Origin of the sequence: Cupriavidus sp. Met-2 (assembly GCF_049843575.1) — a bacterium.
GTDB classification, from domain to species: domain Bacteria; phylum Pseudomonadota; class Gammaproteobacteria; order Burkholderiales; family Burkholderiaceae; genus Cupriavidus; species Cupriavidus metallidurans.
In genome coordinates, this window is record NZ_JBBHZL010000014.1 from 154,481 (window position 1) to 178,950 (window position 24,470).

Annotated in this window: 21 protein-coding genes and 2 riboswitches; of the genes, 12 read left to right on the top strand and 9 right to left on the bottom strand. The window is 66.0% G+C overall.

Annotated elements, in window-relative coordinates; all coding sequences use genetic code 11:
- Positions 1-7: 7 nt before the first annotated feature.
- Together pyrE and WD006_RS25260 are read left to right on the top strand one after the other, a co-directional pair.
- Positions 8-685, top strand: coding sequence for an orotate phosphoribosyltransferase (gene pyrE, locus WD006_RS25255; RefSeq protein WP_008647201.1), 678 nt, complete (start codon positions 8-10; stop codon positions 683-685).
- A 47-nt stretch (positions 686-732) separates the two neighbouring features.
- Positions 733-2,061, top strand: a complete 1,329-nt coding sequence (locus WD006_RS25260; RefSeq protein ID WP_011515064.1) for a DUF3734 domain-containing protein — start codon at positions 733-735, stop codon at positions 2,059-2,061.
- Between the two features lie 24 nt (positions 2,062-2,085).
- Here WD006_RS25260 and WD006_RS25265 read toward each other — a convergent pair whose 3' ends face one another.
- Genes WD006_RS25265 through WD006_RS25280 form a run of 4 tightly spaced genes read right to left on the bottom strand, consistent with a single transcriptional unit; the run spans position 2,086 to position 5,642 of the window.
- Positions 2,086-2,895 carry a polyphosphate kinase 2 family protein gene (locus WD006_RS25265; protein WP_011515065.1) on the bottom strand — a complete coding sequence of 270 codons (810 nt, stop codon included), beginning with the start codon at positions 2,893-2,895 and terminating at the stop codon, positions 2,086-2,088.
- 55 nt (positions 2,896-2,950) lie between these two features.
- A complete protein-coding gene (gene dapF, locus WD006_RS25270; protein ID WP_011515066.1) occupies positions 2,951-3,817 on the bottom strand; it encodes a diaminopimelate epimerase in 867 nt (288 codons plus the stop codon).
- Positions 3,818-3,831: 14 nt separating this feature from the next.
- Complete coding sequence (locus tag WD006_RS25275; RefSeq protein ID WP_011515067.1) at positions 3,832-4,725, bottom strand: lipid A biosynthesis lauroyl acyltransferase; 894 nt, start codon at positions 4,723-4,725, stop codon at positions 3,832-3,834.
- Complete coding sequence (locus WD006_RS25280; protein ID WP_011515068.1) at positions 4,722-5,642, bottom strand: lysophospholipid acyltransferase family protein; 921 nt, start codon at positions 5,640-5,642, stop codon at positions 4,722-4,724. The genes WD006_RS25275 and WD006_RS25280 overlap by 4 nt, the downstream gene beginning before the upstream one ends.
- 259 nt (positions 5,643-5,901) lie before the next feature.
- On the opposite strand from WD006_RS25280, the gene metK reads away from it, so the two are divergent.
- Both metK and WD006_RS25290 read left to right on the top strand, forming a co-directional pair.
- The gene (gene metK / locus WD006_RS25285) at positions 5,902-7,065 is read left to right on the top strand and encodes a methionine adenosyltransferase (protein WP_008648556.1); all 1,164 of its coding nucleotides are present in this window, start codon (positions 5,902-5,904) and stop codon (positions 7,063-7,065) included.
- Positions 7,066-7,207: 142 nt separating this feature from the next.
- Positions 7,208-8,101 carry a Kdo hydroxylase family protein gene (locus WD006_RS25290; protein ID WP_011515069.1) on the top strand — a complete coding sequence of 298 codons (894 nt, stop codon included), beginning with the start codon at positions 7,208-7,210 and terminating at the stop codon, positions 8,099-8,101.
- Positions 8,102-8,146: 45 nt separating this feature from the next.
- Here WD006_RS25290 and WD006_RS25295 read toward each other — a convergent pair whose 3' ends face one another.
- A complete protein-coding gene (locus WD006_RS25295; protein ID WP_011515070.1) occupies positions 8,147-9,550 on the bottom strand; it encodes a coniferyl aldehyde dehydrogenase in 1,404 nt (467 codons plus the stop codon).
- A gap of 247 nt (positions 9,551-9,797) precedes the next feature.
- Here WD006_RS25295 and WD006_RS25300 point away from each other — a divergent pair, with 247 nt between their 5' ends.
- The gene (locus tag WD006_RS25300; RefSeq protein ID WP_011515071.1) at positions 9,798-11,480 is read left to right on the top strand and encodes a GMC family oxidoreductase; all 1,683 of its coding nucleotides are present in this window, start codon (positions 9,798-9,800) and stop codon (positions 11,478-11,480) included.
- A 51-nt stretch (positions 11,481-11,531) separates the two neighbouring features.
- On the opposite strand, the gene WD006_RS25305 is transcribed toward WD006_RS25300, so the two are convergent.
- Positions 11,532-13,073 carry a methyl-accepting chemotaxis protein gene (locus WD006_RS25305; RefSeq protein ID WP_011515072.1) on the bottom strand — a complete coding sequence of 514 codons (1,542 nt, stop codon included), beginning with the start codon at positions 13,071-13,073 and terminating at the stop codon, positions 11,532-11,534.
- A 185-nt stretch (positions 13,074-13,258) separates the two neighbouring features.
- The gene (locus WD006_RS25310) at positions 13,259-14,944 is read right to left on the bottom strand and encodes an acyl-CoA dehydrogenase family protein (protein ID WP_011515073.1); all 1,686 of its coding nucleotides are present in this window, start codon (positions 14,942-14,944) and stop codon (positions 13,259-13,261) included.
- Between the two features lie 229 nt (positions 14,945-15,173).
- A riboswitch (TPP riboswitch) is annotated at positions 15,174-15,275 on the top strand.
- A gap of 121 nt (positions 15,276-15,396) precedes the next feature.
- Between WD006_RS25310 and thiC the strand changes: the two genes are divergently transcribed.
- From thiC to WD006_RS25340, 6 genes are all read left to right on the top strand, one after another.
- Positions 15,397-17,280 carry a phosphomethylpyrimidine synthase ThiC gene (gene thiC, locus WD006_RS25315; RefSeq protein ID WP_175582377.1) on the top strand — a complete coding sequence of 628 codons (1,884 nt, stop codon included), beginning with the start codon at positions 15,397-15,399 and terminating at the stop codon, positions 17,278-17,280.
- Between the two features lie 176 nt (positions 17,281-17,456).
- Positions 17,457-18,668 carry an FAD-dependent oxidoreductase gene (locus tag WD006_RS25320; RefSeq protein WP_227874052.1) on the top strand — a complete coding sequence of 404 codons (1,212 nt, stop codon included), beginning with the start codon at positions 17,457-17,459 and terminating at the stop codon, positions 18,666-18,668.
- 13 nt (positions 18,669-18,681) lie between these two features.
- The gene (thiS, locus tag WD006_RS25325) at positions 18,682-18,879 is read left to right on the top strand and encodes a sulfur carrier protein ThiS (protein WP_011515076.1); all 198 of its coding nucleotides are present in this window, start codon (positions 18,682-18,684) and stop codon (positions 18,877-18,879) included.
- A gap of 7 nt (positions 18,880-18,886) precedes the next feature.
- Positions 18,887-19,735, top strand: coding sequence for a thiazole synthase (locus tag WD006_RS25330; RefSeq protein ID WP_008648498.1), 849 nt, complete (start codon positions 18,887-18,889; stop codon positions 19,733-19,735).
- Positions 19,732-20,862: a thiamine phosphate synthase gene (locus WD006_RS25335; RefSeq protein ID WP_011515077.1), complete on the top strand. Its 1,131-nt coding sequence runs from the start codon at positions 19,732-19,734 to the stop codon at positions 20,860-20,862. Before WD006_RS25330 ends, WD006_RS25335 begins: the two co-directional genes overlap by 4 nt.
- 136 nt (positions 20,863-20,998) lie before the next feature.
- Positions 20,999-21,433 carry a PaaI family thioesterase gene (locus WD006_RS25340; RefSeq protein ID WP_008648494.1) on the top strand — a complete coding sequence of 145 codons (435 nt, stop codon included), beginning with the start codon at positions 20,999-21,001 and terminating at the stop codon, positions 21,431-21,433.
- Here the strand turns inward: WD006_RS25340 and WD006_RS25345 are convergent.
- Together WD006_RS25345 and thiD are read right to left on the bottom strand one after the other, a co-directional pair.
- Positions 21,430-21,873, bottom strand: a complete 444-nt coding sequence (locus WD006_RS25345; protein ID WP_011515078.1) for a PGDYG domain-containing protein — start codon at positions 21,871-21,873, stop codon at positions 21,430-21,432. The two genes, WD006_RS25340 and WD006_RS25345, sit on opposite strands and share 4 nt — an antisense overlap.
- A 20-nt stretch (positions 21,874-21,893) precedes the next feature.
- On the bottom strand, positions 21,894-22,724 hold the full coding sequence (gene thiD, locus WD006_RS25350) for a bifunctional hydroxymethylpyrimidine kinase/phosphomethylpyrimidine kinase (RefSeq protein WP_011515079.1): 831 nt from the start codon (positions 22,722-22,724) through the stop codon (positions 21,894-21,896).
- 85 nt (positions 22,725-22,809) lie between these two features.
- Positions 22,810-22,883: riboswitch (S-adenosyl-L-homocysteine riboswitch) on the top strand.
- A gap of 138 nt (positions 22,884-23,021) precedes the next feature.
- Between thiD and ahcY the strand changes: the two genes are divergently transcribed.
- Positions 23,022-24,440 carry an adenosylhomocysteinase gene (gene ahcY / locus WD006_RS25355; RefSeq protein ID WP_008641860.1) on the top strand — a complete coding sequence of 473 codons (1,419 nt, stop codon included), beginning with the start codon at positions 23,022-23,024 and terminating at the stop codon, positions 24,438-24,440.
- Positions 24,441-24,470 lie beyond the last annotated feature (30 nt).

The following is a 24,470-nucleotide window of genomic DNA, read 5'->3' on the forward strand; positions in this document are numbered from 1 at the left end:
AGAAAAGATGACGCAGCAGACGACGCCGGACGACCTTAGCCAGTCCTTCATCCGCTTTGCACTGGACGCGGGCGTGCTGTCCTTCGGCGAGTTCGTGACCAAGGCTGGCCGCAAGTCGCCGTACTTCTTCAACGCCGGTTTGTTCAACCAGGGCGCGATGCTGGGCCAGGTGGCGCAATTCTACGCGAAGACCCTGCTGGAATCGGGCGTGCAGTTCGACGTGCTGTTCGGGCCGGCCTACAAGGGCATCACCCTGGCCTCCGCCACGGCGGTGGCGCTGGCCGGTATGGGGCGTGACGTCGGCTTCTCCTACAACCGCAAGGAAGCGAAGGACCATGGCGAAGGCGGCACACTGGTCGGCGCCAAGCTTCAGGGCAAGGTCGTGATCATTGACGACGTGATCTCCGCCGGTACCTCGGTGCGCGAGTCGATGCAACTGATTCGCGCCGCGGGCGCCGAGCCTGCCGCCGTGCTGATCGCGCTGGACCGCATGGAAAAGAGCGGCACGGCCGACAACATCGGCACGCATTCGGCGGTGCAGGATGTGCAGCGCGAGTACGGCATTCCGGTGATCGCGATCGCCACGCTCAAGGACCTGCTGGCGTATCTGGATGCGTCGAAAGACCCGTCGCTCGGGAACTCCCGGGAGGCTGTGGCAGCCTATCGTCAGAAGTACGGCGTCTGACAACGAACACGGCCCCGGATGGGGCCGTTTCTTTTTGGGAGCATGGCGTGGCGGTCAAGCGGCGAAACAAGGAAGCGATCCAAAGGGAAATCGGCGAACAGGGTGGTCCGCCGCAGGATTCATCGTCACCGGCCACACCGGAGCGGGCGAAACGCGGCGCCAGTGCGCGTGGCTCGGTGCTCAGCGAGCATTGCGGCCAGCCGGTCGAGCCCGGTGACGGGCCGCCGCACGAGGCCTACGCGATCCGCGCGCTGGTGCTGCAGGGCGGTGGCGCGCTTGGTTCCTATCAGGCCGGCGTCTACCAGGGGCTGGCCGAAGGGGGCATCCATCCCAACTGGATCGCGGGCATCTCGATCGGCGCGCTCAACGCGGCCGTTATCGCCGGCAATCCTCCCGAGACCCGCGTGGCGCAACTGCGCGCGTTCTGGGAATACATCTGTGCCCAGCCGTGGTTGCCCGGGCTGCCGCTGGAGATGCTTAGCGACTCCGCGCCGACATGGCCCGAGCCGATGCGAATCTGGTTCGACAGCTTCAACGCCGCGCGTGCGATCGTGGAGGGACAACGCGGCTTCTTCTCGCCGCGCGCGGTGACCGACCTCTGGGCGCATTTCGAAGATCCCACGCGGGTCAGCTACTACGACACCGCGCCCTTGAAATCCACGCTCGAGCGGTTCGCCGATTTCGACCGGATCAATCATCCGAAGGGGATGCGCGTGTCGGTGGGCGCCGTCAACGTCCACACGGGCAACTTCGCCTACTTCGACAACACGCGCACCACGCTGCGTCCCGAGCATTTCATGGCGTCGGGCGCGCTGCCGCCGGGATTCCCGGCGATCGAGATCGATGGCGAGTACTACTGGGACGGCGGGCTCGTATCGAACACGCCCTTGCAAGAGGTGCTGACCGCCCAGCCGCGACGCGATGCGCTGATTTTCCAGGTGGACCTGTGGAGCGCCCGTGGCGGGCTGCCGCACAATCTGCAGGACGTGGTCGAGCGCCAGAAAGATATCCAGTACTCCAGCCGCACGCGGGCCATCACCGACTACATGCGCGAGCAGCAGAACTATCGCCGGATGCTTGGCGAAGTGCTGGCGCTGGTGCCGCAGTCAAAGCGCAACGACCCGTGGTATCAGCGGGCAGCGGACCATGCCTGCGACGCACGGCGCAACGTGATTCAACTGATCTATCGTGACAAGTCGTTCGAGGGCAGCGCGAAGGATTACCAGTTCGGCGTGCTGACGATGCACGAGCATTGGGCCAGCGGCCTCGAGGACATTCGCGAAACGCTCAAGCACCCGAAGTGGCTGGCCATGCCGGGGCCGGACCACCCGTTCGTTACCCACGACGTGCATCGCGGCAACGGCGGCAACGACTGATCCGGGCGCCTATTCCACGGTCGCTTATTCCACGGCCACCTTTGCCAGCTCGGGTTTGGGCGGCGGATAGCTTGGCTTGAGTTTGTGGAACACGTCCGCAAGGATCTCCGCGACCATCAGGTTGCGGTGGCTTTTCGAGTCGGCGGGCACGATGTACCAGGGGCACGCCGGCGTGGCTGTGGCGGCAATTGCGGCCTCGTAGCTCTGCTGGTACTCCTTCCAGTACTTGCGCTCTGCCAGATCCTGCATGTCGAACTTCCAGTGCTTCTGCGGATCGGCGATGCGGTCTTCGAGTCGCCGCTTCTGCTCGGCTTTCGAAATGTGCAGGAAGCACTTGATGATCGTCGTCCCGGTCTCCGTCAACATCTCCTCGAACGCGCGGATCTGGCGGAAGCGGCGCTCGCATTCCTCGTCGTCGATCCAGCCATGCACGCGCGTGATCAGCACGTCTTCATAGTGGCTGCGGTTGAAGATGGCGATCTCGCCCTGGCGTGGTACCTGCAGGTGCACGCGCCACAGATAGTCGCGCGCCAGTTCCTCTGCCGTAGGGGCCTTGAAGCTGGCGACACGCACGCCTAGTGGGTCGAAATTCCGGAAGACCGAGCGCACGGTGCCGTCCTTGCCGCTGGTGTCCATGCCCTGCAGGATGAACAACAGCTTGCGGCGGTGCTCGGCGTAGAAAATGTCCTGCTCCGCATCGAGTCGTGCCGACAGGTCGGCAACATGCGCAACGTCAGCGTCCTTTTCCCCCAGGGAGAACGGCTTGCTCTCCGGGTCGAAGGCGGCAAGCTTGAACCCCTTGCCCGAGGTGATGCAGAAATCGTCCAGCTTCATTGGTGCTCCCGAAGACGGGGCCGGGCCGGCCCCGTGTGTCTGCGAGCCTCAATGGTCAGGCAGGCAGCGTGGAGAGGTCAATAGTGCCTTCGAACACGGTCGTCGCGGGGCCCGTCATCTGCACGGGCTGGCCAGCGCCTTGCCACGCGATGGTCAGGTCGCCGCCGTGGGTGTGCACCTTGACCGGAGAGTCCAGCAAGCCGCGGCGGATGCCAGCCACCACGGCCGCGCAGGCGCCCGTGCCGCACGCCAGCGTTTCGCCCGCGCCGCGTTCGAACACGCGCAGCCGCACCGTATTGCGGTCGACGATCTGCATGAATCCGGCATTGACCCGGTTCGGGAACGACTTGTGGTGCTCGATGACCGGGCCGTCCTGAAGCACCGGGAATTGCTCTACGTCGTCCACGATCTGCACCGCGTGCGGATTGCCCATCGACACGGGCGAGATCCACTCGGTGCGGCCGTTGACTTCGAGACCATAGAGCGTGTCCTGGGCTTCGGCGCGCGTCGGCAGGCCGTCGGCGATGAATGGCACGCGGGCGGGCGTGAGTTCGGGCTCACCCATGTCCACGGTCACCTGACCGTCGTCCTGCAGCTTCAGCGTGATGACGCCGTTCATGACTTCCACGCGGACCGACTGCTTGTCGGTCATGCCACGATCCGTGACGAAGCGGACGAAGCAACGGGCGCCGTTGCCGCAGTGTTCGACTTCGCCGCCGTCCGCGTTGACGATCCGGTAGCGGAAATCCACATCGTCGCGCGAGGATTTTTCAACGATCAGGATCTGGTCGGCGCCGATGCCGAAATGGCGATTCGCCAGCGCGCGCCATTGCGCGTCGGTCAGGTCGAGCTTCTGGTGAATGCCGTCCAGCACGATGAAATCGTTGCCGGCGCCGTGCATCTTGGTGAACTGGAGTTTCATGTCCGGAATTGTAATCAGTAGATGTCAGGTTCGCCGGGCGGGCGGTGCTTGAAGCGTTTGTGCACCCAGTAGTAGTCGGGCACGCGCGGACGGATGGCATCCTCGAAGAACGCGTTCATGCGCCGTGTGTCGTCGGTGACGCTTTCGCCGGGGTAGTCGTCCCAAGGCGGCAGGATGTGCAGTACATACCCCTTGTAGTCTGGCAACTGCTCGGTGTAGATGGGTACGACCTTGGCGCCCGCAAGCCGGGCCAGCCGGGAGACCGATGTCAGGGTCAGCGCCTCCACGCCGAAGAACGGCACGAACTCGGAGTCGCGCTCGCCGAAGTCCATGTCGGAGATCAGCTGCAGGGCCTCGCCTTTCTTCAGCACGCGGAGGATGTTGCGCACGCTGTCGTTGCGCGAAATCATGTTGGCGCCAAAGCGGCCGCGCGCGACCTTCAGGAAGTCATCGAACAGCGCGTTCTTCTGCACCGTGTAGAGCGAGGCGCCCGAACGGCCCACGGTGTCGCGCAGGTGCATCGTCAGGCGAATCGCACCAGCTTCCAGGCCGGACAGGTGCAGTGTCACCAGGATATGGGGCGAGCCGTCGAGCGAGGGCAGGTTGCCCTGGTCGTTGATCTGCACCAGCTGGCGCATCTTTTTCTCGTTGCATGTCCAGAAGATGCCGCCCTCGGCAAAGCTGCGGAAGACCTTGCGGTAGGTCTCGCGCGACATCGCCTCGATTTCCGCATCGGTCTTGTCCGGGAAGCACAGCCGAAGGTTGGCCCGCACCACTTCGCGGCGCGGATTTGGGATCATGAACAGAATGCTGCCCAGCGCCTCGCCGAAGCGGGCCACGAACGGGTAGGGGAGTTTGCCCAGCACCGTCAGCAGACCGATGCCGAGCCACGTGAAGATCCGGCTCATTGAATGTTGTTGTTGGTAGTGGCCTGTGTAGTGGCACGTGTAGTGGCCTGTGTGGTGGCGAACGTGTCCGGCGGCAATTCCGTGCCGGTCGGACACTTGTAGCGGTTATACCCCCACAGGTACTGGGTCGGGTCGATAGTGATCAAGTCTTCGATAGCTGCATTGATTACGGCCGACGCCGCAGCGGGATCTTCGGGCAGCATCCCGCCATCGTTCAGGATGCGCAGGTGGCCGCGATAGCCTGCGCCCTTCGGCAGGCGTTCGGCATAGACCATCACCACCGGGGCCTTCGTCAGTTGCTGCAACCGGTGCACCAGCGTCATCGAATAGGCTGGCTTGCCGAAGAAAGGCGCCCAGGTGCCCTCGCCGCCGCTTGGCACCTGATCAGGCAGGATGCCGACAGCTTCGCCGCGCTTCAGGGCCTTGACCAGCATCCGCACGCCGCGTGGATTGGCCGGGGCCATCGCCATGTTGGGCCGGCTGCGCATCCGTTCGACGAACTCGCGCAGCCAAGCCTGGTGCGGCGGCTTGAACATCGCGGTGACGCGGCGCAGGCGCGCGTACGACTGGGGCAGCACCTCGAAGCAGCCCAGATGCGGCGTCAGGACGATCACGCCATTGCCGGCCGCCTCCAGGCGCGCCAGTTCTGGCCAGAGATGATCGTCGAAGTTGTCCGTGCGGACCGTGATGGATTTGCGGCTCCAGAAGTACGGCATTTCCATGATCAGCCGGCCCGAATGGCGCGCGGCTTCCGCCAGCATGGCGTCGGATACATCCGGATAGGCGTGGCGGAAGTTCTCCTCCAGTCTGCGTCCATAGCGGCCTGGCAGCCGCGCCGCCAGCAGTCCCAGGGCGCCGCCGATCGCGTGGAGCGCGCGCAGTGGTAAGCGGGAAATCAGCCAGAAAATAAATGTCATGACGCCGTCAGGGCTAAATTCGGCAGCGCGCCGGCCGAGAATAACAATATCGGGTTCGCGTCGGCCGCCGCCTGTGGCATACCCAACATGGCACGCTGCAGCGAGGCCGGCAGGCGCGTATAATAGCCTGCATCGCCGAGTTAACTGACAACTTGCGGGGCGATGCCGCTCTACCCGAGGGGCTTGAAAATACCGCTAAAGCGTCGCCGCATCGTTTCCCGAGGCTGGCACGCAATAGCCAACTTGGAGAAACCAGATCGTGTCGAACGATTTCCTCTTTACTTCGGAATCTGTCTCCGAAGGCCATCCCGATAAAGTAGCCGACCAGATTTCGGATGCTGTCCTGGACGCGATCCTTGCCCAGGACAAGTACGCCCGCGTGGCGGCCGAGACGCTTTGCAATACGGGACTTGTCGTGCTGGCGGGTGAAATCACCACGACCGCCAACGTCGACTACATCCAGGTCGCGCGCGAAACCATCAAGCGCATCGGTTACGACAACACCGAGTACGGCATCGACTACAAGGGCTGCGCCGTGCTGGTGGCCTACGACAAGCAATCGCCCGACATCGCCCAGGGCGTCGACCGCGCGTCGGACGACTACCTGAACCAGGGCGCTGGCGACCAGGGCCTGATGTTCGGCTATGCCTGCGACGAAACGCCGGAACTGATGCCGTTCCCGATCTACTACTCGCACCGCCTGGTGGAGCGCCAGTCGCTGCTGCGCCGTGACGGCCGCCTGCCCTGGCTGCGTCCCGACGCCAAGTCGCAGGTGACCGTGCGCTACGTGGACGGCCGTCCGCACAGCGTGGATACCGTGGTCCTGTCGACCCAGCACGCGCCGGACATCTCGCAGGCCCAGATCCGTGAAGCCGTGATCGAAGAGATCATCAAGCCGGTGCTGCCGGCCGAGATGCTCAAGGAAACCAAGTACCTGGTGAACCCGACCGGCCGTTTCGTGATCGGTGGCCCGCAAGGCGATTGCGGCCTGACCGGCCGCAAGATCATCGTCGATACCTATGGTGGCGCTTCGCCGCACGGTGGCGGTGCGTTCTCGGGCAAGGATCCGTCGAAGGTGGACCGTTCGGCCGCCTACGCCGCCCGCTACGTGGCCAAGAACGTCGTGGCCGCCGGCCTGGCGCGCCAGTGCCAGGTGCAGGTCAGCTACGCGATCGGCGTGGCCCGCCCGATCAACGTGACCGTGTACACCGAAGGCACCGGCAAGATCTCCGACGAGAAGATCGCCGCGCTGGTTCAGGAGCATTTCGACCTGCGCCCGAAGGGCATCGTCCAGATGCTGGACCTGCTGCGTCCGATCTACGAGAAGACCGCCGCCTATGGCCACTTCGGCCGCGAGGAGCCGGAGTTCTCGTGGGAAGCCACTGACAAGGCCGCGATTCTGCGCGCTGCCGCCGGCCTGTAAGCGCCTGCTGCTGCGTCCGGGCGTTCTGCCGGATCAAGACCCCGCCGGTCCTTCGGGAGCGCGCGGGGTTTTTTGTTGATCTTGCTGCACAAGACCTCGGGCGCAGTAGGGGTAAAATCCGGTCCAATCCGAACTTAATGGAATGGCTATGTCTCTGGATCTGATCCGTACTCAGCCCTACACCGACTGGTCGCCCGAAGTCTCGCCGGAGACGCAGGCGACTCTGCGCCGTGAACTGGAACAAGGCGCCGTGCTGTATTTCCCGAACCTGCATTTCCGATTTGCGCCGGGAGAAGAGCGTTTTCTCGATAGCCGCTACTCGGACGGCAAGTCGAAGAACATCAACCTGCGTGCCAACGAAGGTGCCGTGCGCGGCGCGGCGGGTACCCAGCAGGACCTGACCGATCTCTACAACCTGATCCGCCGGTACGCCGAATCGACCGAGTCGCTGATTCACGCGCTGTTCCCCGAGTATGGGCCGCACATGACGCGCGCGGGTACCTCGCTGCGGCCGAGCGAGATCGCCGGACGCCCGGTGAGCTGGCGCAAGGACGACACGCGCCTGCACGTCGATGCGTTCCCTTCGAATCCGCTGCTTGGCAAGCGCCTGCTGCGTGTGTTTCACAACATCGATCCGGAGGCACCCCGCGTCTGGCGCGTGGGCGAGCCATTCGCCGATTTCGCGGGGCGCTTCGTGCCGAAGACCCACGGGATGTGGCCCGGTCAATCCTGGCTGATGAAGACGCTGCACATCACCAAGCGCGCACGCAGCGAGTACGACCATCGCATGCTGCAGTTGCATGATCTGGCCAAGGCCGATCTCGACTACCAGAAGTCGGTGCCGCAACAGGAATTCCAGTTCCCGCCAGGTTCGACCTGGATCGTGTTCAGCGACCAGCTTCTCCATGCGGCCATGCGCGGCAAGGCCATGATGGAACAGACCATCTACCTGGACCCCGCCGCCATTGGTGACCGCACGCACTCGCCCGAGGCTGTGTTGTCGAAGATGCTGGGCAAGCCGATGCTGGCGGCTTGAAGGCGGGAAATACGCCCGTTCCCGTAGCGCGGGAGCGGGGCGTTGTCAGCGCAGCAGCAGCTTCAACATCGACTCGAACCGCTTGCCATAGGGCGGCTTGAGCAGCCCGGCGCCATTAAGGCCGGCCTGATGGAAGATCGGCTTGAGCTTCGAGAACGTCTCGAAGCCGGCCTTGCCGTGATAGACGCCCATGCCGCTCGGGCCGACGCCGCCAAATGGCAGGTCGTCCTGGGCGATATGGAATAGCGTGTCGTTGACGGTCACGCCGCCGGCTACGGTCTGGCGCATCACACGGTCCACCACATCCCCCGATTTGTCGAACACATAAAGCGCCAGCGGGCGCGGGCGCGCGTTCACGAAGCCGATCGCGTCCTCGATGCTGCGATACGTCACCACGGGCAGTACCGGCCCGAAGATTTCCTCCTGCATCGCCATCACGTTGTCCGGCACATCCGTCAGCAGCACAGGTGGCAGCCGGCGCGCGGCGGCGTCCGGCGTGGCGTCGGTCAGTGGCACCGCGTGCGCCCCCGCCGCAGTGGCGGCGGCGATCATCGATACCAGCCGGTCGAAGTGACGCGGGCTGATGATGCTGGTGTAGTCGGGGTTGCGCGCGATATCGGGATAAAGCCGGCTGGCGCAGCGGCGAGCCGCCTCCGCGAAGCGGTCGCGTTGGTCGGCTTGCACCAGCACGTAGTCGGGCGCGATGCAGGTCTGGCCCGCGTTCAGCAGCTTGCCCACCAGAATCCGCTCCACGGCCCGCTCGAAATCCGCGTGCGGCCCGATGATCGCGGGTGACTTGCCGCCCAGTTCCAGCGTGACCGGTGTGAGGTTCGCCGCAGCGGCCCGCATCACATGGTGGCCGACATTGGTCGAGCCCGTGAACAGCAGGTGGTCGAACGGCAGGGTGCTGAAGGCGGCGGCCACTTCGGCGTCGCCGTTGATCACGGCCACCTCGTCGGGCGCGAAGGCCGCCTGCACCAGTTGCGCGAACAACGCGGAGAAGCGCGGCGTGTACTCCGACAGCTTGACCATTGCGCGATTGCCGGCCGCCAGCGCGCCGGTCAGCGGTCCGATGGTCAGGTACAGCGGGTAGTTCCACGGCACCACGATGCCGACCACGCCAAGCGGCTGCGGCATCAGGCGCGAGCGGCCAGGCTTGAACCAGAGGCCGGTGCTGGCGCGGCGCACGCGCATCCAGCGCTTGCCGTGCCGCAATGCGTCATCGATCCCGGCCACGCTCGGGAACACTTCCAGCAGCGCGGTCTCCTGATGTGGACGGTTGGTGAAGTCCGCGCTGATGGCTGCGGCGATGGCGTCATGATTGGCCTGCACGAGCCTGCGCAAGCGGCGCAGCCGGTCGGCCCGCACATCCCATGGTGGTGTCTGGTCGTGCCGCGAGGCTGCGCGCATTGCATCAAACAAGGACGACATGGCGGGCACTTCTCTCATTGGCGGTCTCCTTCTGGGACACGGTTTGGTTCCGGGGCGGGGCGGCAGCCCGCAGGCCATCGGCCACCATAAGCCAGCCGCGCGGTTATCGCAATGGAGGGCGACTACCAAACACCGCGCGGCGACCGGGTTGGGAGAAGTGGCATCGCCGCGCTTCACGACCCCCCGCGCCAGCGCCTACACTGGATTCTCGCGACACGCGTCCGCTGGGGACTGGCAGTACGGACACCGACACGCGAGGAGACAGATGGAAGCGACCTTTGACTATCTCGTCGTGGGCGCCGGCTCAGCCGGCTGCGCGCTGGCCGGGCGGCTGGCCGACAGTGGCAACGACAGTATCGCGCTGCTCGAGGCAGGCGGCCACGATCACCATGTGCTGGTACGCACACCCGCCGCGGGCGCTGCGTTCCTGCCACGGGCCGGCTCGCGCAACGTCGGATACCGGACCGTTCCGCAGGAAGGGCTGGACGGCAGGCGAGTCAGCCAGCCGGCTGGACGCGGCCTCGGCGGCTCGTCCTTGATCTCCGCCATGATCTACACGCGCGGCCGCCCGGCCGACTACGACGCCTGGGCCGATGCCGGCTGCGACGGCTGGTCGTGGGACGACGTGCTGCCGTATTTCCGCCGCGCCGAGTGCAACGAGCGTCTGGCCGGCGAGGACGACGATCCGCTTCACGGTGGCACTGGGCCGCTGCACGTCAGCGACCTGCGCTCGCCGAACCCGTTCGCGCACCATTTCATCGACGCAGCACAGCGCGCCGGCATCGTACGCAACGGCGACTTCAACGGCGACGAGCAGGAAGGCGTGGGCTGGTATCAGGTGACCCAGCACAATGGCGAGCGATGGAATGCCGCGCGCGCCTATCTGCACGGCGGCAACGCCCGCAACCGGACCAGCAACGGCGGACGCAGCCACCTGCACGTGCTGACAGGGGTGCAGGTGCTGCGCGTGCTGTTCGAGCGCAGGCGTGCGGTGGGCGTCGTGGCGTGGCGCGACGGCAAGGAACTGGAAATCCGCGCGCGGCGGGAGGTGATCCTTGCCGCAGGCGCGTTCGGGTCTCCGCAATTGCTGATGGCCTCCGGCGTGGGGCCGATGATGCATCTGCGCGAGTTTGGCGTTCCGGTGGTCCACGATCTGCCTGGCGTTGGCGCCAATCTGCAGGATCACGTGGATGTCGCGGTGCAAAGACGCGTGCGTGCGTCCGAGCTGTTCGGCATTTCGCTGGGTAGCGCCTTCCGGCTGATTGGCGAAAGCCTGCGCTATCGGCGCGGGCGATCGGGCATGCTGACATCGAACCTGGCCGAAGCAGGCGCCTTCGTGCGCAGCCGCCCCGGGCTGGCCGAGCCCGACCTGCAATTGAGTTTCGTGGTGGGGCTCGTCGACGATGAGACGCGCCGCCTGCGCCTGGGGCATGGCTACGCGTGCCATGCCAGTGTGCTGCGCCCGCGCAGCCGTGGCGTGGTGCGGCTGGCGTCGCCGGACTCGCGCAAGGCGCCGCTGATCGATCCGCATTATCTGTCGGACCCGCAGGACATGGACGGCCTGCTCGACGGGTTGCGTATCGCGCGACGTATCCTGGCGCAGGCGCCGCTTGCGGCATTCGGCGGGCAGGATCTGCGGCTGGGCCAACTGCGTGACGATGGCGGCAATGACGAAGCCGCGCGGGCCTGGATTCGCGCGCACGCGCAATCGGCCTGTCAGCCGGTGGGCACCTGCCGCATGGGCATGGACCCGCTGGCGGTGGTGGACCCTCAACTGCGCGTGCGCGGCATCGAGGGCCTGCGGGTGGTGGATGCATCGATCATGCCGACGCTGATAGGTGGTGACGCAAACGCGCCGGCGATCATGATCGGCGAGCGTGCCCACGACCTGATTCGCTACGCGCCGCATGTGACGTTGCGGATTCTCGAAACCGTGGCGGCCGATTGACGCAGGCCGCCGCGTTGGCGGCGTACCGGGTGACCTCCGTGGACGGCGTACTCAGACGCTCATCCTGAACTGGCCCACCATCTCGCGCAGCTTGCTGGCTTGTTCGTCAAGCGACTGCGCGGCGGCGGCGGCTTCTTCGACCAGTGCCGCGTTCTGCTGCGTGACCTGGTCCATCTGGCCCACTGCGTGTCCCACCTGCTCGATGCCGGTGCTCTGCTCCCGCGAGGCCGCAGAGATCTCCGTGATGATGTCCGACACACGCCTCACGGCTTGCTGGATCTCCGTCATCGTGCTTCCCACGCCATGCGCCTGCTCGGAGCCGGCACGCACGGTTTCCGCCGAGGCTTCGATCAGATCCTTGATTTCCTTGGCCGCGCTGGAAGAGCGTTGCGCGAGGCTGCGCACTTCGCCCGCCACCACGGCGAATCCGCGGCCCTGTTCCCCCGCGCGTGCGGCTTCCACGGCGGCATTGAGCGCGAGGATGTTGGTCTGGAACGCAATGCCCTCGATCATGTTCGTGATCTCGGCGATGCGCCCGGAACTGGTGCTGATCGCGCCCATCGTCTCCACCATCTGGTTGACCGCCTGGTTGCCTTGATCTGCCACCTGCGCGGCGTTGCTGGCCAGCGACGATGCCTGCTGGGCGTTGTCGGCGTTCTGGCGGACAGTCGTGCTCAATTGCTCCATGCTCGAGGCGGTCTCCTCGAGCGAGGCCGCCTGTTGTTCCGTGCGCGAGGACAGGTCGGTGTTCCCGGCGGCAATCTGCGCGGCCGCGACGCCGACAGAATCGGTCGATCGACGTACGTCGCGCAACGTACCCGCCACGCGCTCGAGCAGCGTGTTGAACGATTGCGCGGTAAGGCCGATTTCGTCGAGCCGGTCCACGGCGGCACGATGATCGAGGTCGAGCGTGCGGCTGACGTATTCGAGCGAGCCCTGGATCTGCGCCAGGCTGCCTCGGATCCGCCGGAACAGCATCAGCGCCATGATGGCCGTGAGGGCGACGGTAATGACGATCACGCTCAGGGAAATGCTGACAGACCGTGCATGTTGGGCCTTGTTGTTCTCCACGGCGATCCCGCCCTGCTTGGTGTTGTACTCGAGGTGCTCGGCCACCGTTTTACGCAGCGCCAGGGAGGCCTTGAACAGCTCGCCGGCCGTCAGCATCTGCTTCGCGCCGGCATAGTCGCCGGTACGGGAGCGCTCGAAGAAGGCCGGGATCTGGTCGCGATAGTGTTTGACCGCGGCGCGATCGGCCGCAAGCATTGCGCGGTCCGTTTCGTCCGAGATGTCATCGCGCTCGTACTTGTCGATCATCCTGTCAAAGCGCTTGCTGGCCTCGTCGAATTGTTGCTCGATCTCGGCCAGACCCTTGGCGTCCTCGCTGAGGCCGTGGCGATACAACTCGATACGCATTGCGGCGACCGATTCGGCGACGGTATTCAGGTCATGGACGCTGCCGAGCGTGTTGTCGTTGAAGTACTCGAGGCGTTTCTCCGATTCGCCCATCTGCCAGATGCCGCCGATGCCGACAAAGAGCAGCGCGAGCAGTGCAATGGAGAGCGTAAGTAACAGACGTTTGCTGATAGTCATGGGGCTATTCGACGCACGCCGCAAGGCAAGCGTCGTCCGTTGGGTGACTTGGATTTCGCAGCGGGCCGACTGCCCGTCACCTCAACGTTTACGGAGTGCACGCATCCCCATGAAGATGAGTGAATTGCGGCACATCAACTTTCGTGCGATCTCTCCACACGGTCTGTCGTTGCTTTTCGGTGGCCTCAGGCGGGCCAGGCGCGTGCCGCGATGCGCGCCAGCGTGCTGGCGTCGGCGTCGAGCGTGCCGAACACGCGGCCGTGTTGGCGGCCAAGCCGGCTTGCGACGAACAGCGCCGCCGATTCGGCATTGCCGTGCGCGATCATCAGCGCGGCCTGTGCCGTCAGCACCAGTCCTTGCGCAAAACGTCGCGCGCTGGTTTCGAGCTGTTCAGCGGGCCCTCGCAGCATTGCCTGCAGCGACGCCAGCTCCGCGCGCACGGCGGCGTCACCATTCGACAGCCGCGCCAGATCCTGCAGGATGCGCGCGCCATCGCCGGGGTCACGCTGGAGTGCGCGCAGGACATCCAGGCACATGATGTTGCCCGAGCCTTCCCAGATCGAGTTGACCGGCGCTTCGCGATACAGCCGCGCCATCGGGCCGTCCTCCACGTAGCCGTTGCCGCCCCAGACCTCCATCGTCTCGCCGGTGGCCTCCAGCGCGCGCTTGCAGATCCAGAATTTGGCCGCCGGGGTCATCACGCGTTTCCAGGCGGCGGCCAGCGGATCGTCGTCGGCATGTTCGAAGGCATGTGCCAGCGCCATCATCATCAGTGTGGCGGCCTCGGATTCGAGCGTCAGGTCGGCCAGCACGTTGCGCATCAGCGGCTGGTCCGCCAGCAGCCTGCCGAACGCCATGCGGTGCCGTGCATGGTGGAGCGCCTGCACCAGACCGGCTCGCAGCAGCGCCGCGCTGCCGATCACGCAGTCGAGTCGCGTGTTGGTGGCCATCTCGATGATTGTGGGGATGCCCCGGCCTTCCTCGCCAATCAGGATACCGGTGGTGCCGCGGAACTCGACTTCGCTGCTCGAGTTGGAGCGGTTGCCGAGCTTGTCCTTGAGCCGCTGGATCAGGATCGGATTCTTGCTGCCGTCGTCGCGGAAGCGCGGCACGAAGAAGCACGAGAGCGGCCCGTCGGCCGCGCCCATGCGGGCGACCACCAGATGCGCGTCGCACATCGGCGCCGAGAAAAACCACTTGTGGCCTGTCAGCGCATATTCCGCGCCCCGGCCGTCGCCGCGCACGGGCAGCGCCACCGTGGTGTTGGCGCGCACGTCTGAGCCGCCCTGTTTCTCGGTCATGCCCATGCCGATCATCACGGCGGTCTTGCCGCGCCACGGCAGGTCGCGCGCATCGTGTTCGGTGGCGTAGAGGCGCGGTTCGAGATCACAGAACAACGCGGGTTCCTTGCGCAGGACCGGAATACTTGCGAGCGTCATCGTGGTGGGACACAGCGAGCCAGATTCAACCTGGGCCTGCAGGAAGTAGCCCACCGTGCGCGCGGCCCAGACGCCGGGGCGTGGCTGGGCGAAGGGCATGGCCTGGAGTTGCTGGCTGCGCAGCAGCGCCAGCAGGTTGTGCCACGACGGGTGGAACTCCACCTGGTCGATCCGCTCGCCAGTGCGGCTGTGCGTATGCAGTTCGGGGGTAAATCGGTTGGCGTCCGCGGCCCATGCCTGCACCTCCGGATCGCCCAGCCGCGCGCCGAATGCGGCGAGCGTATCCGCGTGCCACGCGCCGCCCAGGCGATCCAGCGCGGCACGCAGGCCGGGGTCCGATTCGAACAGGTTGTAGTGCGCCAGATCGGGCACCTGGTTGAACACCGTATGGGTTTGCGCACTGCCGGCATCGGGAAAGGATGTGGCGTCCATGGCATCTCCTGCGTGCGGAATTCGATCGAGGGGGCAGCCTGATGCGGTTCATGGTACGGCAACAACGGCGCGCGCAACACTGCCGAATCCCGCCACAAGACCGGCCAGCCTGCTTGCATCCGCCGTTATCGTGCACCGCAACATATCGATTCCGATACTGTGATGCATGACAGATGCAACCGATCTTTGGCTGGCGTCAGGCAGGGGCTTGTGCTTAAATTCACCCCGTTGGATGAAACAGGGGTGCCGTTCGGATGGGCCGGGCGGCTGAGAGAGTCCCTTCGAACCCGATCCGGCTAGTACCGGCGTGGGAAGTTTCAAATAGAACCGAATTGCTCTAGTCCCGCGGATTTCCACATTGATCCGCACAAACGGGACACCGCCGCCGGCCATGCCTCGCGACGGACCTCACAGGGCTCCTGGTTTCGTCCATCCCCGCATGAGAGAGGACGATACCCATGGCCCGTACTGCCCCCGCTGCTTCGTTTGAATCGCTCGAAAGCGATCTCGACCAGAAATTCGCCTACCCGGCTTCCAGCAAGACCTATATCACCGGCAGCCGGCCGGACATCCGCGTGCCGCTGCGCACGATCCTGCAGACCGCCACGCGCACCGAGAAGGGCGAGATGGCGAACCCGCCGATTCCCGTCTATGACACCTCGGGACCGTACAGCGATCCGGACGTGCATATCGACCTGAAGGCCGGCCTGCCGCCCGTCCGCGCCAAGTGGATCGAAGAGCGCAACGACACCGAGGTGCTGACTGGCCTGTCGTCGGAGTACGGCCTGGCACGCGCCAATGACCCCGCCACGGCACACCTGCGCTTCGCGCAACTGACGAACCCGCGCCGCGCCAAGGCCGGCGCGAACGTGTCGCAGATGCACTACGCACGCAAGGGCATCATCACGCCCGAAATGGAATACGTGGCGCTGCGCGAATCGCTGAACCTGCAGGCGCTCTACGACAAGCCCGAGTACAAGGCGCTGCTGCGACAGCATCCGGGCAACGCCCTGGGCGCCGCTCTGCCGCTGCGTCCGGAAGACATGACGCCGGAATTCGTGCGCCGCGAAGTGGCCGCCGGCCGCGCCATCATTCCGGCCAACATCAACCACACGGAACTGGAGCCGATGGCGATCGGCCGCAACTTCCGCGTCAAGATCAACGGCAACCTGGGCAATTCGGCGGTGACGTCGTCGCTGGCCGAGGAAGTGGAAAAGATGGTGTGGTCGATCCGCTGGGGCGCCGACACCATCATGGATCTGTCCACCGGCAAGCACATCCACGAAACGCGCGAGTGGATCCTGCGCAACTCGCCGGTGCCCATCGGCACGGTGCCCATCTACCAGGCGCTGGACAAGACCGGCGGTATCGCCGAGGACCTGACCTGGGAGATGTTCCGCGACACGCTGATCGAGCAGGCAGAGCAGGGCGTGGACTACTTCACGATCCACGCCGGCGTGCTGCTGCGCTACGTGCCGATGACGGCCGACCGCGTGACCGGCATCGTCTCGCGCGGTGGTTCGATCATGGCCAAGTGGTGCCTGGCGCACCACAAGGAAAATTTCCTGTACACGCACTTCGACGAGATCTGCGAAATCATGAAGGCGTACGACGTGTCGTTCAGCCTGGGTGATGGTCTGCGTCCGGGCTGTATCGCCGATTCGAACGATGACGCCCAGTTCGGCGAACTGCGCACGCTTGGCGAACTGACCGCCAAGGCGTGGGAGCACGACGTGCAGGTGATGATCGAAGGCCCGGGCCACGTGCCGCTGCAGCGCATCCAGGCCAACATGGACGAAGAGCTCAAGCACTGCTACGAAGCGCCGTTCTACACGCTGGGACCGCTGGTCACCGACATCGCGCCGGGCTACGACCACATCACCAGCGGCATTGGCGCCGCCAACATCGGCTGGATGGGCACCGCGATGCTGTGCTACGTCACGCCGAAGGAGCACCTGGGCCTGCCGGACAAGGAAGACGTGCGCGAGGGCATCATCACGTACAAGATCGCCGCGCACGCCGCCGACCTGGCCAAGGGCTGGCCCGGCGCGCAGCTCCGCGACAACGCGCTGTCCAAGGCGCGCTTCGAGTTCCGCTGGGAAGACCAGTTCAACCTCGGTCTCGATCCCGAGCGCGCGCGTTCGTTCCACGACGCCACGCTGCCGGCCGAAGGCGCCAAGATCGCCCACTTCTGCTCGATGTGCGGGCCGAAGTTCTGCTCGATGAAGATCACGCAGGAAGTGCGCGACTACGCGGCATCGCTGCCGGAAGCCGAACGCGGAATGCAGGAGAAGTCGATTGAGTTCGTGAAGACGGGCTCGAAGATCTACTCGTAAGCCGCTATCTGCGCCGACGTGCAGACGGGTGCGGCCCTTGTGGCCGCGCCCGGCAGTATCCGCAGTACCCGTAGCACCTGAGTCCCGCGCGCGGCGCCCCCACGCGGCGCGGCGGTATTCACCCAACCGGAGGCCGGACGGCACATACCTTTCTCATGCCGCCGGCAAACAATCTCATGACAGCAGTACAGTCCTTCGATGTCGCCATCCTCGGTGCCGGCCTGGCCGGGCGGTTATCCGCCTGGCAGCTCGTGCGTGCCGGCGCCCGCGTGGCGCTGATCGAGCGTGGCGGACCCGACGGCAGCGGCTCGGCCGCGCATGTGGCGGCGGCCATGCTGGCGCCGCTGGCGGAATCGGCGATTGCCGAGCGCCGCATCGTCGATCTCGGCATGACCAGCGTCGATCTCTGGCGTACCTGGATCGGCGAATTGCCAGAGCCCGTGTTCTTCCAGGAGGACGGCACGCTGGTGGTCTGGCACGCGCGTGACCGCAGCGAGGTGTCGCTGTTCACGGGGCGTATGCGTGCCGTGGCGCCGCCCGATCTGGTGCAGCAACGCCTGCGCGCGCTCGACGGCGAAGGCGTAGGCCAGATCGAGCCGGCCTTGGCGGGGCGCTTTCCGCAAGGCCTGCTGCTGCAGGGTGAAGGGCAGCTCGACAACCGAGGCGCGATGCACGCGCTGCTGAACTGCGCCGTGACCGAGGGCTTGCACTGCGTCTGGGAGGCCGGTGACATCGATGCCGACGCCTTGCCCGCGCTGGGTATTCGCGCTGGCGTGGTGCTCGACTGCCGCGGCCTGGGCGCGCGCGCCGCATGGACCAATGCGTCCGCGGGCGGCGAGACCGCGCTGCCGGGCCTGCGCGGCCTGCGCGGCGAAGTTGTGCGCGTCCACGCGCCGGATGTGAAGCTGCATCGCCCGGTGCGACTGCTGCATCCGCGCTACCCGATCTATATCGCTCCGAAGCCGAACGATCTCTACGTGATCGGCGCCACGGAACTCGAAAGCGAGGACGAATCGCCAATGAGCGTGCGTTCCGCGCTCGAACTGCTCTCGGCCGCGCATTCGCTGCATCCAGCGTTCGGCGAGGCGCGCGTGCTCGAACTCAATGTCCAGCGGCGGCCAACCCGCCCCGACCATCTGCCGGCGATTCGCGTCGACCAGCAGGCACGCGTCGTGCGAGTCAACGGACTCTATCGACATGGCTGGCTGATCGCGCCGGCCGTGACGGAGGCTGCGTGTGCCGTCGTGCGCGCGATGCTCGGCGGTGACCCCGCCGCGCACGCGGTGCCAGCCGCGTTGCGCTGGCCCGGCATGATCGAAGCCGTGCAGGAGCGTGGCACCGCGATGCTATCGGCTAGGGCCGGGGCCGGCAGCGGCCTGCTGCACTAATCAGACAGACACCATGGAAATCCTGCTCAATGGCCGACCGACCGAGTTGCCCGAAGCCGCCACGCTGGCGGACGCGGTGACGGCGGCGGCCATCGCGCCGCCGTTCGCCGCCGCGGTGAACGGCCAGTTCGTCCCGCGCACCCGCCATGCGGCCACGCTGTTGGCCGCGGGCGACCAGATCGATCTCGTGCAACCCGTGACGGGAGGCTAAGTCCCTTATGACATTCGAACCAACTGAAACCCTGCGCGATCCGTTCGTGCTGTACGGGGAATCGTTCGCGTCGCGCCTGCTGCTCGGCACGGCACGCTACCCGTCCCCCGCCACGCTGCAGGCGGCCGTGGAAGCCTCGCGTCCGGCCATGATCACGGTGGCGCTGCGCCGTCAGACCGCCGTGGGCAGCGGTGATGGCCAGACGCTCGGCGGCGAGACCTTCTGGCAGATGCTGCGCACGCTGGGCGTGCCGGTGCTGCCCAATACCGCCGGCTGCTTCACGGCGCAGGAAGTGATCACCACGGCGATGATGGCCCGCGAGGTATTCGAGACCGACTGGATCAAGCTGGAACTGATCGGCGACGACTACACGCTGCAGCCCGACACGCTCAACATGCCTGCCGTGGCCGAGACGCTGGTCAAGGAAGGCTTCAAGGTGCTGCCGTACTGCACCGAGGACCTCGTGCTGTGTCGCCGCCTGCTAGACGTCGGTTGCCAGGCGCTGATGCCGTGGGCTGCCCCGATCGGCACAGGCCGTGGCGCGGTGAACCCGCACGCGATGCGCACGCTGCGCGACCGTCTGCCCGACACCCCGCTGATCGTCGATGCCGGCCTCGGCCTGCCGTCGCATGCGGCGCAGGTGCTGGAGTGGGGCTACGACGGTGTGCTGCTCAATACGGCCGTGGCCCAGTCCGCGTATCCGGTGAACATGGCGCGCGCGTTCGCGCTGGCCGTGGAAGCCGGGCGCACCGCCTACCTGGCCGGCCCGATGCCCGAGCGCGAGGTGGCCCAGGCCAGCACGCCTGTGGTGGGGATGCCGTTCTGGCACGCCGAAGGCGCGGAGGACCGCGCATGACACGTCAGGGTGTTGCCGCGGCCATCGACGCCGCGCTGTTCGATGACTTGATGGCGCGTTACGCCGCGATGTTTGGCCGTGACGAAACGCCATGGCGCATCTGGTCGGCGGCGAATGCTCCCGCCGCGCTCGATCGCCATGACGTGGTGCTGTCCGATGGCGAGGCCACGGGGGATCTGATCGATCGCGTGGTGGCCGCCGATGCTGTGCTGATCGAATCGGAGCGCGAAGGCGGCCGCTGGATCGACACCGTGCGCTCGCCGATGGGTACCTGGGTGCTCGACGTGCGGGCCGACGACGACACGCCGCATTCGGCCGCGTTCGTGGCCGTGCTGCGCGCCGCGTTGTCGCTGCACTTTCCGGCGCACGACGCCCTGTGCATTGCCCGCGCCTGGCTGCCGGGCGCCACGGCCTGGCCGAACGATTTCGCGCGCTTTCCGCAGGTGCGACATGCGGCGCTGGTGCCGCCGGGCCAGACCGCGCAGCCCTTCGCGCCTTGTCCGCCGGATCTCGGTCTCTATGCCGTGATGCCGAGCGCGGCGTGGATCGAGACGCTCGTGCCGCTGGCCGTGCCGACCGTGCAGCTGCGCTTCAAGTCTGGCGATGCCGACGCGGTGAAGCATGAAGTGGCACGCGCCGCGAAGGCCGCCAAGGGTTCGCAGTCGCGCCTGTTCATCAACGATCACTGGCGTGTGGCGATCGATCACCACGCAGCTTGCGGTGGCGACAGCGGCATCTACGGGATTCATCTCGGGCAGGAGGATCTGGACGACGCCGACCTCGACGCGATCCGCGCGTCGGGCCTGCGCCTCGGGGTGTCCACGCACGGCTATGCGGAAATGCTGCGCGTGGCCGCGATCTCGCCGAGCTACCTCGCGCTTGGCGCGATCTTCCCGACCACCACCAAGGTCATGCCAACCCAGCCGCAGGGCATGGGCCGCTTCCAGTCCTACGTGGCGTTAATGCAGCCTGTGATCCCGTCGCTGGTCGGCATCGGCGGGGTGAACGCAGGCAACATGGGGGAAGTGCTTGCGGTGGGCGTCGGCAGCGCTGCCGTGGTGCGTGCGATCACGGAAGCCAGCGATGTGCCGGCGGCGGTGGCGGGGCTCAACGCCTTGTTTGCCTGATCCGGACGTAGACTTTGGGCGCTGACCGGCCAGCCCGGCTGGTGGCGCCCGGCAATTGCGCATATCCTCTTTCGCTCACCATTAAAGGACTGAGGTTCCGCACTACGGAACGGAACCCTGCAGAGAGGAAACAGCAGTGAACGAGATCATCCCCGCCGCACCGGGCACCCCCGATAAGCCTTACTTCGGCATTGACATTCCGTTGATGCGCCTGCTGGGCCTGCAGCCCGTGCATATGGAAGAGGGTCTGTGCCGCACGCGTCTGCCGGCCAATCCAAACGTGGTGAACAGCCGGGGCGATGTGCATGGCGGCACCCTGATGGCGGTGCTCGACTTCACGCTGAGCGGTGCGGCACGGTCTCATGCCCCGCTGGAGACCGGCGTCATCACGATCGACATGTCCACGCATTTCCTGTCCGCCGCACGCGGCGAGCTGACGTTCGAGGCGCGCATCATGCGTCGTGGCGCCAAGATCGCGTTCTGCGAAGGTGAGGCACGCGACGCGACGGGCACGCTCTGCTGCGTGGCCCGTGCATCGTTCAAGCTCGTGAAGCTGGTCGGCGGCGATTAATCTTTCGGACCGTCCGCCGGACGGTACACCGCTTCAAATCGCGCGCGCTCGGTGATGCCATAGTCGCCGGGCGCGTATTGCATCAGCCAGTCGCCCGGCTTGCCGGTCAGCACATCGCCGCCGGTCGAACGCGCAATCGCGAATGCGTGCGTCATCTCCTTGGCCAGCACCGGCACCGGCTTGTTGCGATAGGGGCCGGACTCGCCATGGGCGTTCGGCCCCACCGCCACATACCGTGGGTCGAAGCGCCCGCGCGAAACCACCCAGCGATCGCCGGTGGCGCCGGTCACGATCGCGTCGCCCGGCTGATAGCGGTTTGGGCCCTCGCGGCTGATCAGTTCTCCCGGCTCGGTGGCAAAGGCCACCTGCACCGTTTCATCCTTGACGTACCAGTTGGCGGCGCGGTCTTCGCGCAGGTCGATGTTGGTCAGTGTCTGCATGGTTTTCGCGATGCTCGCGATCAGCCCAGCGCGCGCGGCGCGAAGCTGTGATTGAGGGGGCCGTTGCCGTCGCCAAGGCGCAGCCGGGCGCCCGAGCGGATGGCTTGCGCGACGAAGTCGAGCGCGGCGGCGACCGCATCGGGCAGCGCATCGCCCCGGGCGAGCTGCGCCGCGATGGCGGCGGCCAGCGTGCAGCCGGTGCCGTGCAGGTTCGGCGTATCGACGCGCGGATGGGTGTAGACGCGCACGGTGCCGTCGGCCAGCATCAGCAGGTCGTCCAGGCCCAGGCTGCCGGGCCCGTCATCTTCCAGATGGCCGCCCTTGAGCAGCACCGCCTTGCAACCGAGCGCAAGCAGGTCTGCTGCGGCCGCCTCCATTTCGGCGCGGCGCGTGATGCGGCGGCCCAGCAGGTATGACGCCTCAGGCAGGTTCGGCGTGACCAGCATCGCGCGCGGAAACAGCAGTTTCACCATCGCCTGGCTGGTCGCGTCGTCGGACAGCGTGGCGCCCGAGGTCGAAATCATCACCGGGTCCACCACAAGCTTGCGGATGCCATGCCGATCCACCGCCCCGGCCACGGCCTCGACGATCGCGGCCGTTCCCAGCATGCCGGTCTTGGCCGCGTCCACGCCGATGTCGCTGGCCACGGCGTCGATCTGCGCGGCCACCATCTCGGCAGGTATGGCGTGGACGCCGGTCACGCCGAGCGTGTTCTGAGCCGTGATCGCGGTGATCGCGCTCATGCCGAAACATCCCAGTGCCGCGAACGTCTTCAGATCGGCCTGGATACCGGCCCCGCCTCCGGAGTCGGATCCGGCGATGGTCAGGGTGCGGGGTGGCGTGGGGAGCATGTGCAAGGTGAGGAGAGACGGAGAAAGACCGGAAAAATGTGCCTGTTCACGCCGCAAGGCGCGGACAGGCACGCTACAATACCGCCACTCCGAGGAGCGTTGCAACGGATGGCCTCGCCTTCCGCCAGGCTCGGAATGTTTCAACGGCGCTCGCAGTTCCGTGGTTCGCACGGACGCGAGTCGACCTGTCCGCCCGCCATGCCAAGTGCTGGCGCGGCCATCGGCACCCCATCGGGGCTGCCGTCATCTTGTCGCCCTCCCGTTTCTTGCGTGACCACTTCAACTACGGAGTGACGTATGAACGCAGTGACCGACCTGAAGCAAGACTACATCGTGGCCGATATCGGCCTGGCCGGCTGGGGCCGCAAGGAAATCGCCATCGCCGAGACCGAAATGCCCGGTCTGATGGCCATTCGCGACGAATTCGCCGCCGCGCAGCCGCTCAAGGGCGCGCGCATCGCCGGTTCGCTGCACATGACGATCCAGACCGCCGTGCTGATCGAAACGCTCAAGGCACTGGGCGCCGACGTGCGCTGGGCCTCATGCAACATCTTCTCGACGCAGGATCACGCCGCCGCCGCCATCGCCGCGTCGGGCACGCCCGTGTTCGCCTTCAAGGGCGAATCGCTGAAGGAATACTGGGACTTCACGCACCGCATCTTCGACTGGGCCGACGGCGGCACGCCGAACATGATCCTGGACGATGGCGGCGACGCCACGCTGCTGCTGCACCTGGGTGCCCGCGCCGAAAAGGATGCGTCGCTGATCGCCAAGCCGACCAGCGAGGAAGAAACCTTCCTGTTCGCGGCCATCAAGGAAAAGCTGGCCAAGGATTCGACCTGGTACAGCCGCAACCTGGCCGCCATTCGCGGCGTGACCGAGGAAACGACCACCGGCGTGCACCGCCTGTACCAGATGGCGCAAAAGGGTGAACTGAAGTTCCCGGCCATCAACGTCAACGACTCGGTGACCAAGAGCAAGTTCGACAACCTCTACGGCTGCCGCGAATCGCTGGTGGACGGCATCAAGCGCGCCACCGACGTGATGATCGCCGGCAAGATCGCCGTGGTTGCCGGTTACGGCGACGTGGGCAAGGGCAGCGCCCAGGCTCTGCGCGCGCTGTCCGCGCAAGTGTGGGTGACCGAGATCGATCCGATTTGCGCGCTGCAAGCCGCCATGGAAGGCTACCGCGTGGTGACGATGGACTACGCCGCCGAGCACGGTGACATCTTCGTGACCTGCACCGGCAATTACCACGTGATCACGCACGACCACATGGCCAAGATGAAGGACCAGGCCATCGTCTGCAACATTGGCCACTTCGACAACGAAATCGACATCGCATCGGTCGAGAAGTACGAATGGGACGAGATCAAGCCGCAGGTTGACCACGTCAAGTTCCCGGACGGCAAGAAAATCATCATCCTGGCCAAGGGCCGTCTGGTGAACCTGGGCTGTGCCACGGGCCACCCGTCGTACGTGATGAGCAGCTCGTTCGCCAACCAGACGATCGCCCAGATCGAACTGTGGGCCGAACGTGACAGCGGCAAGTACCCGGTTGGCGTGTACGTGCTGCCGAAGCATCTGGACGAGAAGGTCGCGCGCCTGCAGCTCCGGAAGCTGAACGCGCAACTGACCGAGCTGACCGAGCAGCAGGCGGCCTACATCGGCGTGAAGAAGGAAGGCCCGTACAAGGCCGACCACTACCGCTACTGATCGGCCACGGCTCTCGCCCCCGGCGCGGGG